Annotated in this window: 13 protein-coding genes; all 13 read left to right on the top strand. The window is 31.7% G+C overall.

Annotated features, from left to right (window positions below; all coding sequences use genetic code 11):
• The first annotated feature begins 23 nt into the window (after nucleotides 1–23).
• The 13 genes from rpsI to citC all read left to right on the top strand — a co-directional run bounded on the left by rpsI (nucleotide 24) and on the right by citC (nucleotide 12461).
• Entirely contained in the window at nucleotides 24–416 is a 393-nt protein-coding gene (gene rpsI / locus EG57_RS0216840; RefSeq protein WP_007062407.1) for a 30S ribosomal protein S9, read from the top strand.
• 114 nt (nucleotides 417–530) lie between these two features.
• A complete protein-coding gene (gene cwlD, locus EG57_RS0216835) occupies nucleotides 531–1244 on the top strand; it encodes an N-acetylmuramoyl-L-alanine amidase CwlD (protein ID WP_032078344.1) in 714 nt (237 codons plus the stop codon).
• 316 nt (nucleotides 1245–1560) lie between these two features.
• Nucleotides 1561–2550 (top strand): GntR family transcriptional regulator, encoded by a 990-nt coding sequence (locus tag EG57_RS0216830; protein ID WP_032078343.1) that lies wholly within the window; start codon nucleotides 1561–1563, stop codon nucleotides 2548–2550.
• Nucleotides 2551–2568: 18 nt separating this feature from the next.
• Nucleotides 2569–2979, top strand: a complete 411-nt coding sequence (gene glmS / locus EG57_RS0216825) for a methylaspartate mutase subunit S (RefSeq protein WP_032078342.1) — start codon at nucleotides 2569–2571, stop codon at nucleotides 2977–2979.
• Nucleotides 2980–3030: 51 nt separating this feature from the next.
• A complete protein-coding gene (gene glmL / locus EG57_RS0216820; RefSeq protein ID WP_032078341.1) occupies nucleotides 3031–4422 on the top strand; it encodes a methylaspartate mutase accessory protein GlmL in 1392 nt (463 codons plus the stop codon).
• Between the two features lie 12 nt (nucleotides 4423–4434).
• On the top strand, nucleotides 4435–5886 hold the full coding sequence (locus EG57_RS0216815; RefSeq protein WP_032078340.1) for a methylaspartate mutase subunit E: 1452 nt from the start codon (nucleotides 4435–4437) through the stop codon (nucleotides 5884–5886).
• 32 nt (nucleotides 5887–5918) lie between these two features.
• Nucleotides 5919–7160 carry a methylaspartate ammonia-lyase gene (locus EG57_RS0216810; RefSeq protein ID WP_032078339.1) on the top strand — a complete coding sequence of 414 codons (1242 nt, stop codon included), beginning with the start codon at nucleotides 5919–5921 and terminating at the stop codon, nucleotides 7158–7160.
• Nucleotides 7161–7252: 92 nt separating this feature from the next.
• Nucleotides 7253–8095, top strand: a complete 843-nt coding sequence (locus EG57_RS0216805) for a fumarate hydratase (protein WP_032078338.1) — start codon at nucleotides 7253–7255, stop codon at nucleotides 8093–8095.
• Between the two features lie 25 nt (nucleotides 8096–8120).
• On the top strand, nucleotides 8121–8681 hold the full coding sequence (locus EG57_RS0216800) for a Fe-S-containing hydro-lyase (protein WP_032078337.1): 561 nt from the start codon (nucleotides 8121–8123) through the stop codon (nucleotides 8679–8681).
• Between the two features lie 26 nt (nucleotides 8682–8707).
• Nucleotides 8708–8971 carry a citrate lyase acyl carrier protein gene (gene citD, locus EG57_RS0216795; protein ID WP_032078336.1) on the top strand — a complete coding sequence of 88 codons (264 nt, stop codon included), beginning with the start codon at nucleotides 8708–8710 and terminating at the stop codon, nucleotides 8969–8971.
• Nucleotides 8972–8993: 22 nt separating this feature from the next.
• Nucleotides 8994–9866, top strand: coding sequence for an HpcH/HpaI aldolase/citrate lyase family protein (locus EG57_RS0216790; RefSeq protein WP_032078335.1), 873 nt, complete (start codon nucleotides 8994–8996; stop codon nucleotides 9864–9866).
• A 41-nt stretch (nucleotides 9867–9907) separates the two neighbouring features.
• Nucleotides 9908–11449, top strand: coding sequence for a citrate lyase subunit alpha (citF, locus tag EG57_RS0216785; protein WP_032078334.1), 1542 nt, complete (start codon nucleotides 9908–9910; stop codon nucleotides 11447–11449).
• 10 nt (nucleotides 11450–11459) lie between these two features.
• Nucleotides 11460–12461, top strand: a complete 1002-nt coding sequence (gene citC, locus EG57_RS0216780) for a [citrate (pro-3S)-lyase] ligase (RefSeq protein ID WP_052037988.1) — start codon at nucleotides 11460–11462, stop codon at nucleotides 12459–12461.
• Nucleotides 12462–12517: the final 56 nt, after the last annotated feature.

Raw genomic sequence — 12517 nt, 5'->3', positions numbered from 1 at the left:
GGAAACTGGAAGGAGGAGAAAAAATGGCTAAAGTTCAGTATTTTGGAACAGGAAGAAGAAAGAAATCAATCGCAAGAGTAAGACTTGTACCTGGAGAAGGTAAAGTAGTAATAAATAAAAGAGAAATGGAAAATTATTTTGGATTAGAAACTTTAATGGTTATAGTTAATCAGCCATTAACTTTAACTGGAACTAAAGAAAAATTTGACGTATTAGTAAATGTACATGGTGGTGGATTTACTGGTCAGGCTGGAGCTATAAGACACGGAATTTCAAGAGCACTTTTAAAGGCTGATGAAAATTTAAGACCAGAACTTAAGAAAGCTGGTTTCTTAACAAGAGACCCAAGAATGAAAGAAAGAAAGAAATATGGTCTTAAAAAGGCTAGAAAAGCTTCACAGTTCTCAAAGAGATAGAAAAACATGGAGAGGAAATTTCCTCTCTTTTTTTATTGTAAAAAATTGTGTTAATTAAAAATCAATATTAAGGCATAGAATATATATGAAATTTTATTTTTGGGAGGGATAATATTGAAATTTAAAAATAGGAAGTTAATATTAGTTATTTTTATAATGCTGTTATCAATGACTTCTATATTTTATGTTAATGCAAAATATTCTATGGCTATGTTTAGTTCAAATACAAGTACTAATGATAAGAAAGATATAATCATACTTATAGATCCTGGACATGGTGGAATTGATGGCGGGGCCACATCTAAAAGTGGAATTTTGGAAAAAGATATAAATTTGAAAATAGGATTAAAACTTAAGTCTGAACTTAAAAAACAAAAATATAATGCCATAATGACTAGAGAAGAGGATAAAGGATTATATGAAAATAGTGGAAAAATAAGAAAGAAAAAAATTGAAGACTTAAATAATAGATGTAAAATTAAAAAGGATAGTAAGTGTAATATGTTTATAAGTATACATCTTAATATGTTTCCTGAATCACAATATTATGGAGCACAAGTTTGGTATTCTAAAAATGTGGAAAGTGAAAAATTAGCAAAAATAACTCAGGAAAATTTAAAAAGAGATTTAGATCCTAATAATAGTAGAAAGGAAAAACCCGCATTAGATTCTTATAAGGTATTAAGATGTAATGATAGTATGCCTTCTGTACTTGTAGAGTGTGGTTTTTTATCTAATCCATGTGAAGCTGAGAAGTTAAATACAGATGAGTATCAATCTAAAGTAGTAACTTCATTAGTAAAATCAATTAATGATTATTATAATTAATAAAAAAACCAAGTTAAACCTGTATATTGTGAAGGAAAATATACAGGCCTTTTCATTTTCTAAGTAAGCTCTTGATAATTAAAAATATAAAATTGTTAATTCTTTTAATATAAATATGTGTAAACATACCTTTAAGTAAACGATACTAATGGGATATTAAGTAAAGAGATATTTGTCATTAAAATAAGATTTAAAATGGACTAAAACGTAATTGATGATAGAATTTTCTAAAATTTGAATAATTATAAAAAGCGATTGAAGTCCATTTGCAGGTGTGATATTATTAAGTCAAGAAATGGACTAGTCCATTAATCCAATGAATTTTGGGGTGATTACTATAGAAATCAAGATAAACAAAGAAAGTGGAGTACCACTATACTTGCAAGTTAAAAAACAAATTATGGATTTAATAAAGACTGATGTATTAACTGTAGGCAATAAGATGCCAACAGAGAGAGAATTGTCTGAAAGATTAAAAGTAAGTAGAAATACTATAAGTACAGCATATAATGAGCTAGAACAAGAGGGAGTTCTAAAATCTTATCAAGGAAGAGGAACTTTTGTAGCTGAAGAAGCTAATCCTTGGAAAGTACAAAATATAAAAGAAAAAATAATAAAATTTGTGGATTTAGGATTTGAAGAAGCTCTAGAAACTGGTATGGATGCAGATGAATTTTTAGAAATTGTTATGCAGCGAGTAAGAGAGAAAAATGAACTCATGAGCAAAATAACAGCATTATATGTTGAATGTAATATTGAGCAATCAAGAATGTTTAGTAAGCAGCTAATGGATAGTACCAATATGAATGTTATTCCGTTTACTTTAGATGATATAAAAATGCCAACCAAAGAAACTAAAAGCATGATAGAAAAATGTCATGTAATAATAGCAACATTTAATCATGTTAATGAAATAGTGAGGTTAACAAGACCATTTAAGAAAGAAGTAATTGGAGTAGCTATAAATGTTAACTTACAAACTATAGTTAAAATTGCAAGATATCCTGAAGGAACTAAGTTTGGATTTGTTTGCATGTCACAAGAATTTATGTTTAAAGCAAGAGGTGCTTTAGAAAAAGCAGGACTTGCCAATATAGACATTCAATATACAAATACTACAGATAAAGATGAACTGTTAAAGATTGTAAATAATTCGGATGTATTAATAGTATCTCCAGGTAGATATAGAGATGTAAAGGAGAGTTGCATAGAGGAAAAAGAAATAATGAAATTTTTATATGGTTTAGATGATAATTCTGTAAAAGCTTTAAAATCACAAATAATAGAATTAAAAGATCAAAAGTAAAGTTTGGGAGGTTTCATAATGAAGACTTTAGTTATAGGTGTAATTGGTTCAGATTGTCATGCAGTTGGTAATAAAATACTTGAGCACTCGTTTACACAAGCAGGATTTAATGTAATTAATATAGGAGTACTTTGTCCACAGGAAGATTTTATTAATGCCGCAATAGAAACTAATGCAGATGCAATTATAGTTTCGTCACTTTATGGACATGGTGAAATCGATTGTAGAGGGCTACGTGAAAAGCTTAATGAGTCAGGATTAGGAGGCATATTACTATATGCTGGAGGAAATCTAGTAGTAGGAAAGCAAAAATGGGATAACGTAGAAAAGAAGTTTAAAGAAATGGGATTTGATAGAGTTTATGCACCAGGCACATTACCAGAAGTTGATATTGCAGATTTAAGGAAAGATTTAAAAATTGAAAATTAAAAGATCGATTAAAAATAAAAGCTCTATGTGAGTAAAACAGGAGTGATTGGTTTGAATAGTTACTTACTGATAGATTTTGGTAGCACATATACGAAGCTTACTGCTATAGATGTAGAAAATGAAGAAATTCTTGCTACAGCCAAGGATATTACTACTATAGAAGATGATATAATGATAGGTTTTAATAACGCTTATGAAAAACTTCAAGGAAACTTAAAAGGAAAAGAAGTTAATTTTTTAAAAAAATTGGCGTGCTCCTCTGCTGCAGGTGGATTAAAAATGGTAGCTATTGGACTAGTACCAGAACTTACAGCTGAGGCTGCTAAAAGGGCAGCACTTGGTGCTGGAGCTAGAGTTTTAAATGTATACAGTTATGATCTTACTTCAAAAGAAATAAATGAAATGAAAAATTCAAATTTGGATATTATACTTTTAGCAGGAGGAACAGATGGGGGAAATAAGCAATGTATAATTCATAATGCAAAAATGCTTGCAAAAAGTGGAATAGATAAACCAATAGTTATAGCTGGAAATAAGGTTGCAGTAGACACAGTTGAAGAAATACTAAGTGGGGCTAATATGTTTTATAAAGTAACAGATAATGTAATGCCTAAACTTAATGTTTTAAATGTAGAACCAGCCAGAGAAGAAATAAGAAAAATATTTATGGAAAAAATAGTTGAAGCAAAAGGAATGAAAAAAGCTGAAAACTATATAAGCGGAATATTAATGCCAACTCCAGCAGCAGTACTTAAGTCTGCAAGGATTTTAAGCGAAGGAACAGATAAAGAAGAAGGGGTGGGAGATTTAGTAGTTGTAGATATAGGAGGCGCTACTACAGATGTACATTCGCTGGCAGATGGAGAACCTTCTAAAGCAGGTGTAACATTAAGAGGCCTTCAAGAACCTTTTGCTAAGAGAACTGTAGAAGGTGACTTAGGTATGAGATATTCTGCAGAAGCATTGTTAGAAGCTGCAACTACAAAAAGAATATACAAATATCTGAATGACAAAACTGTAGATGTAGAGGCAAATTGTAAATTAAGAGCGGAAAATATAAAAATGGTGCCTAAAACTGAAGATGAAATAAAATTTGATGAGGCTATGGCTAAAGCAGCAACTGAAATATCTTTAGAAAGGCATGTAGGAGTCCTTGAGACTCTATATACTCCATGTGGAGTAATATATTCTCAAGAAGGTAAAGATCTTTTAGAGGTAAAATATCTTATAGGAACAGGTGGGGTTTTAGTTCATAGTAAAAATCCAGCAGAAATATTAAAAGCAGGTATATTTGATGAAACTGATCCTACACATTTGAAACCTATAAATCCAAAGTATTTACTTGATAAAGTTTATATAATGTCTGCCATGGGTCTTTTAGCAGAAGAATATCCTGATATGGCAGTTAGGATAATGAAAAAATACTTGGTTAAAGTTGATTAGGAGGTAATTGAGGTGGAACTTAAAAATAAAAAGTGGACAGATGAAGAATTTTTCGAAATGAGAAAAGAAGTATTAAGCCAATGGCCAACAGGAAGTGAAGTAGATTTAAAGGAAGCGATAGAATACTTAAAAAAGATACCAGAATATAAAAGCTTTCCTGCAAAATTAAGAAAAGCTAAAGAGGCGGGAATAACATTAGCACAACCAAGAGCAGGAGTAGCTCTAATAGATGAACATATAGAACTTTTAAAACATCTTCAAGATGAAGGAGATGCAGATTTACTACCATCAACAATAGACAGTTATACGAGACAGAATAGATATGATGAATGTGAAATAGGAATAAAAGAAAGTTTAGCAGCAGGAAGATCATTGTTAAATGGATTTCCAGGAGTAAATCATGGAGTTAAAGGATGTAGAAAGGTATTTGAGGCAGTAAACTTGCCGCTTCAAGCAAGACACGGTACACCAGATTCCAGATTACTTTCAGAAATAATACATGCAGCAGGATGGACTTCAAATGAAGGCGGTGGAATATCATATAATGTGCCATATGCTAAAAATGTATCAATAGAAAGAAGCTTATTAGACTGGCAGTACTGCGATAGACTTGTTGGATACTACGAAGAACAGGGAATATCAATAAACAGAGAACCATTTGGACCTTTAACAGGAACTTTAGTTCCACCAAGTACATCTAATACAGTAGCTATAATAGAAGCTTTACTTGCAGCAGAGCAAGGGGTTAAAAACTTAACAGTAGGATATGGACAGTGTGGAAATTTAGTTCAAGATGTTGCAGCAATAAGAGCATTAGAAGAACAAGTGAATGAATATTTAAAAAAATATGGATATGATGATGTTTATGTAACAACAGTATTTCATCAATGGATGGGAGGATTCCCACAGGATGAAGCAAAAGCATTTGGAGTAATAGGATCAGGAGCAGCAACAGCAGCACTAGCAGGCGCAACAAAGGTTATAGTAAAAACACCACATGAAGCATTGGGAATACCGACAAAGGAAGCAAATGCAGCAGGAATAAAAGCAACAAAAATGACGCTTAATATGTTTCAAGGTCAGAGACTTCCAATGTCAAAGGAATTAGAAACAGAAATAAGCATAATAAAATCAGAAACCAAATGTATGATGGATAAGTTATATGAGCTTGGAAACGGAGATTTAGCAGTAGGAACAGTAAAAGGATTTGCAGCAGGAGTAGTTGACATACCATTTGCACCAAGTAAGTATAATGTAGGAAAAATGATGCCAGCAAGAGATAATAATGGAGCAGTAAGATACTTGGATTTTGGAAACTTGCCATTAACTGAAGAATTAAAGGCATTTAACACAAGAAAACTAGAAGAAAGAGGAAAGTTTGAAGGAAGAGAAGTAACATTCCAGATGACTATAGATGATATATTTGCTGTAGGAAAAGGTGTTTTGATAGGAAGACCTGAATAATATAAATAATAATTAGAAAGACGGTGTAAAAAATGAAAATAGTTGATGTTATTTGTTCAGAATCAAAAACAGGGTTTTATTTTGATGACCAGAGAGCTATAAAAAAAGGAGCAGGTCATGATGGATTCACTTATGTAGGAGAACCAGTAACAGAAGGATTTAAAAATGTTAGACAGGCAGGAGAAGCTATATCTGTGATGCTTATATTAGAAGATGGTCAGGTAGCATATGGAGATTGTGCAGCAGTGCAGTATTCAGGAGCAGGTGGAAGAGATCCTTTATTTTTAGCTAAAGATTTTATTCCAGTTATAGAAAAGGAAATAGCACCAAAGCTTATAGGAAGAGAATTAAAGGAATTCAAAGCACTAGCAGAAGAATTTGATAAAATGCAGATCAATGGAAAAAGATTACATACAGCTATAAGATATGGAATAACTCAAGCAATACTTGATGCAGTAGCAAAAGCTCAAAAATTAACTATGGCAGAAGTAATAAGAAATGAATACAATTCAGGTTATGAAATAAAGAGAGTTCCAATATTTACACAATCAGGAGATGACAGATATGACAATTCAGATAAAATGATAATAAAGGGTGCAGATGTAATGCCTCATGCACTTATAAATAATGTAGAAGAAAAATTAGGATTAAAAGGTGAAAAACTTTTAAAGTATGTTGAATGGTTAAGAGATAGAGTAATAAAATTAAGAACAAAGCAAGATTATAGTCCAATATTCCATATAGATGTATATGGAACAATAGGTGCTGCATTTAATTATGATACAAAAGCAATGGCTGATTATATAAAAACACTAGAGGAAGCAGCAAAACCATTCCATTTGAGAATAGAAGGACCAATGGATGTAGAAGAAAGACAAAAACAAATGGAGGCATTAAGAGACTTAACAGCAGAATTAGATGGAAGAGGAATAAACGTCGAATTAGTTGCAGATGAATGGTGCAACACAGTAGAGGATGTAAAATTCTTTACAGACAATAAAGCAGGACATATGGTACAAATAAAGACACCAGATTTAGGTGGAGTAAATAATATAGCAGATGCAATAATGTATTGTAAAGAACATGATATGGGAGCATATTGTGGAGGAACATGTAATGAAACAAATAGATCGGCTGAAGTAACTACAAATATAGGTATGGCTTGTGGCGCAAAACAAGTACTTGCTAAACCAGGAATGGGCGTAGATGAAGGGTATATGATAGTTAATAATGAAATGAATAGGGTTATTGCACTTGTAAATAGAAGAAAATAATTGTACTCTAATTTGTAAAAGGCGGTTTGGTTAAACTGCCTTTTCGTCTACAAAAAAGCACTAAAATATTTGCAAAGAGGAGAAAGATAAATATGAGAGATATAAATGTATCAGAAATAACAAGTTCTATAAAAAAATTATGCATAGATGCTAATTACTTTCTTTCAGAGGATGTTAAAAGTAGAATTAAAAAGGCTAAAGAAGAAGAAACATGGGATATGGCAAAGGGCATTTTAGAAAAAATACTTGAAAATGTAGATATAGCTAAAGATGAACAAGTACCTATGTGTCAGGATACGGGTATGGCTTGTGTATTCTTAGAAGTAGGCCAGGAGGTTCATATAGTAGGAGGAAGTTTAGAGGATGCTATAAATGAAGGTGTAAGACAAGGGTATACAGAAGGCTATTTAAGAAAATCTGTAGTAAAAGATCCGTTAGATAGAGTAAATACAAAAGATAATACACCAGCAGTTATATATTACAATTTAGTTCCAGGTGATAAATTAAAGATTACTGTAGCTCCTAAGGGATTTGGTTCAGAAAATATGAGTCAAATTAAAATGTTAAAGCCTGCAGATGGATTAGATGGGGTTAAAGAATTTATACTTAAAGCAGTAAAAGAAGCAGGACCTAATCCATGTCCTCCAATTGTAGTAGGTGTAGGTATAGGTGGAACCTTTGACAAAGCAGCAAATTTAGCTAAAAAAGCACTAATCAGACCTTTAGCAGAAAGAAACTCAAATCCATTTTATGAAAATTTGGAAAAAGAACTTTTAGATAAAATAAATGCTTTAGGAATTGGACCACAAGGATTTGGCGGAAAGACTACTGCACTTGCAGTAAATATAGAAACATATCCAACGCATATAGCTGGGCTTCCAGTTGCTGTTAATATAAATTGCCATGTTACAAGACATGCAGAGATAGAACTATAATAATTGATAATTTGGAGGTATAAGTATGGAAAAAAGAGTTTCAACTCCTTTCACAGAGGAAAAGGTCAAAGATTTAAAGGCTGGAGATAGTGTATTGTTATCTGGAGTTATATATACTGCAAGAGATGCAGCTCATAAAAGATTTATAGAGCTTTTAGATAAGGGTGAAGAATTGCCTATGGATGTAAAAGATTCAATCATATATTATGTAGGGCCAAGTCCAGCAAAGCCAGGAAAAGTAATAGGTTCAGCAGGCCCTACTACAAGTTATAGAATGGACCCTTATGCATCAAGATTATTGGATATAGGCTTAAAGGGAATGGTAGGAAAAGGTTTGAGATCAAAAGAAGTAATAGAGTCTATGAAAAAGAATAAAGCTGTTTATTTTGCAGCTATAGGTGGAGCTGCTGCTCTTATGGGAAAGGCTATAAAAAAGGCAGAAGTTATAGCTTACGAAGATTTGGGATCTGAAGCAGTAAGAAGATTAGAAGTAGAAGATTTACCTCTAGTTGTAGTAATAGATTCTGAAGGAAATAATTTGTATGAAATAGGGCAAGAAGGATATTTAAATTCTGTAAATGACTAAATTAGAAATATGAGGAGAGAAAGCTAATGGAAATAAAGAAGGTAGCCAAATCAGGGACACTAGAATCAAATGACATAATGATTATGATTTCGCCAAATGAAAATGGCAAAGTAGAATTAGAGCTTGAAAGTATAGTAATGAAGCAGTTTGGAAAACAAATAGAAAAAACTATATTAGAAAAAGTAAAAGAATTAGGAATAGAAAGTATAACTATAAAGGCTCAGGATAAAGGAGCATTAGATTATACAATAAAAGCGAGAGTTCAAACAGCTATAGAAAGAGCAATGTAAATTTAAAATTGAGGTGAGATATATGAAAAGACTAAGAAGAACAATGCTTTTTATGCCTGGCAACAATCCTGGAATGCTTCAAAGTGCACCAATCCTTGGAGCTGATTCAGTAATACTTGATTTAGAGGATGCAGTAAGTCTTACAGAAAAAGATAGTGCAAGAAGACTTGTTAGTGAAGCTATAAAAGTTATAGATTATTCAGCAGTAGAACTAGTAGTAAGAGTAAATCCACTAGATACTGAATATGGACCAAAGGATATAGATACTATAGCTAGAGTTAAGCCAGATGCATTAATGATTCCTAAAGCTACAGAAGAGCAGCTTGAAGCTATAGATAAAATGCTTTCTAAAATTGAAAGTGAAGAAAAATTTGAAGACAATCATATAAAACTTATTCCAATTGTAGAAACAGCTTATGGCTTGGAAAATGTATACAGCATAATAAAAGCATCAAAAAGAGTAGTAGGTGTACTTTTAGGAGCGGAAGATTTAACTTCAGACTTTGGAATTAAGAGAACAAAAGAAGGAGAAGAAATATTTTATGCAAGAAACAGAGTATCTACAGCTTGTAGAGCTTCTAGAGTAGATGCTATAGATACTCCTTTTACGGATACTAATGATTATGAAGGATTAAGAAAAGATACATTTAAAGCCAAGAGTATAGGTTTCACTGGAAAATCATCCATAAATCCAAGACAAATAGACACTATACATTCAGTATTTGAACCAACAGAAGCTGAAATAAAGCATGCAGTAAGAGTGTTAGAAGCTAGAGATGAAGCTAAAGCTAAAGGGTTAGGAGTATTTTCTTTAGATGGAAAAATGGTAGATGCACCTGTAATAAACAGAGCAGTAACTACTGTGGAATTGGCTAAATTATTAGGTCTTATTTAATTAATATGTTAGATTAAATCTGGAAAAAGTGAGGTATTACTATGAAAAATGTACTAGGAAGAGAAATTCCTGATAATATAGAAGGCTATAGGGAAGTAAAGCCTTTTCAAGGAGCTTTTTCAAATTGTGGTGTTAAAGAAAAAGTAGGTGTAAAGGTAAGTTCCGTAAAACCAGGAGAAGATAAAGTATTAAATAGTATAGAAGAAGCTTTAGATAAAGTAGAAATAAAGGATGGAATGACTATATCCTTTCATCACCATTTAAGAAATGGAGATTTCATACTTAATAATGTAATGTATGCTATTTCAAAAAGAGGAATAAAAGACATTACTGTAGCAGCAAGTTCTATATTTCCAATACATGAGCCCTTAGTAGAATATATGAAAAGGGGTGTTGTAACAGGAATAGTTGCAAATTATATGTCAGGACCTGTAGCAGAAGCTATATCAAAGGGATACTTAAAGAAACCAGCAGTAATGATGACTCATGGTGGAAGACCAAGAGCTATAGAAAGTGGAGATTTACATATAGATGTAGCATTCATAGGAGCACCAACTGCAGATACTTATGGAAACATAAATGGAGTTTATGGAAATGCTGCTTGTGGTTCATTAGGATATGCTGCAAGCGATGCTGAATATGCAGATAAAGTAATAGCAATTACTGATAACCTTGTTCCTTACCCAGCATGTCCTATTGAGATCAATCAAACTTATGTAGATTATGTAGTTAAAGTTGATTCCATAGGAAATCCAGCAGGTATTGTATCAGGTACTACAAAAATTACAAAGGACCCTGTAGGACTTAAAATAGCTAAAATGGCATCAAAGGTTATGGAAGCTTCAGGACTTGTAAAGGATGGAATGTCATTTCAAACAGGAGCTGGTGGAACATCCCTTGCAGTAGCGGAAAATTTAAAAGAAATAATGAGAGAGAAAAAAGTAACAGGAAGTTTTGCAGCAGGTGGAATAACAGGTTATATTGTAGATATGCTTGAAGAAGGGTTATTTAGAAATATATTTGATGTACAGTGCTTTGATTTGAAAGCTGTAGAATCCTATAGAAATAATCCTAAACATCAAGGTATGAGTGGATCAATGTATGGGAACCCTCATAATAAAGGAGCTGTAGTAAATAATTTAGATGTAATGATACTTGGAGCTACAGAAATAGATACAGATTTCAATGTAAATGTAACAACAGGTTCTGATGGAATAATAATGGGAGGTTCAGGTGGACACAGTGATACTGCAGCAGGAGCAAAGCTTGCTATAGTAGTTACAAACCTTATAAAAGGAAGACTTCCAATTATAAAGGATAAGGTTACTACAGTTACAACTCCAGGAGAAAGTATAGATGTAGTAGTTACAGAAAGAGGTATAGCTGTAAATCCAATAAGAAAGGATTTAATAGAAAAATTAAAAGCTAAAAATTTACCTGTTATGACAATAGAAGAATTAAAAGATTTAGCTGAAAATATGACAGGAAAACCAGAGCATATAGAATTTACAGATAAGGTTGTAGCAGTGGTAGAATATAGAGATGGTACTATAATAGATGTAGTTAGAAAACCATTAAGTTAAGGAGATAAAAATGTATGATTTAAAGCTTCAGAAAATAAACTTGAAAAATGAAGAAGAAAAAAATGAAGTATATAAATTTTTAGAAAGCTTTGGATTGATACTGGATAAAGATGTGGATTATACAGTAGTTTTTAGAGACGAAAATAATGTAATTAAAGCTACTTGTTCTAAAGCTAAGAATGTATTTAAGTGCTTTGCCATATCAGAGGATATAAGGGGAGAAAATGTAACTTCTTCCCTTATATCTGATTTAGTAGATAAGCTTTTTGAAGAAGGAATATATCATAGTTTTTTATTTACTAAACCAGATAAAGTAAAAATATTTACTTCCTTGAATTTTAATCTTATATATAAAGAAGAAAATGCTGCTTTATTAGAATATGGAATTTATAATATAAATAAAGCTTTAGATAAAATGATAACTAAATATGAAATAGATGTAACTACTAAGAAAGGTGCATTAGTAATGAATTGCAATCCACTTACTAATGGACATAGATATTTAGTAGAAGAGGCTTTAAAAGAATGTAGTGAAGTTATAGTATTTGTGGTGGAAGAAGACAAATCCTTATTTCCTTTCAAGGATAGATATTTGATGGTAAAAGAAGGTTTATCAGATTTCAAAAATGTAAAAGTTATTCCAGGTGGTGAATATATTATATCATCAGCTACTTTTCCATCCTATTTTATTAGAAAAGAGGATGAAAGATTAAAATCCTATGAAAATATTGATTGTAACATATTTGGGGAATATTTTTGTAAGAAATTAAATATAATAAAGAGATTTGTAGGTGAGGAACCCTACTGTAATGTTACTAATACATATAATAATACATTAAAAAAAGTTATGCCAAAGTATGGTGTAGAGCTGATGGAAATAGAGAGAAAATGTTATGAAGGTAATTATATAAGTGCTTCTAAAGTTAGAGAATTTATAAAAAATAATCAAATGGATCAAGTAAAAAATATAGTACCTGAAGTAACATGGAAGTTTTTGAATTCTAATATATAGATGATTGCAGAATTGAAAGTTGAAAAATGTGGATAACTTTTGGAGCTTTGCTCAAA

This window comes from Clostridium drakei (assembly GCF_000633595.2).
Lineage (GTDB): Bacteria > Bacillota > Clostridia > Clostridiales > Clostridiaceae > Clostridium_AM > Clostridium_AM drakei.
The sequence above is the reverse complement of the archived record's forward strand: the minus strand, read 5'-3'. Positions and strand labels throughout refer to the sequence as shown.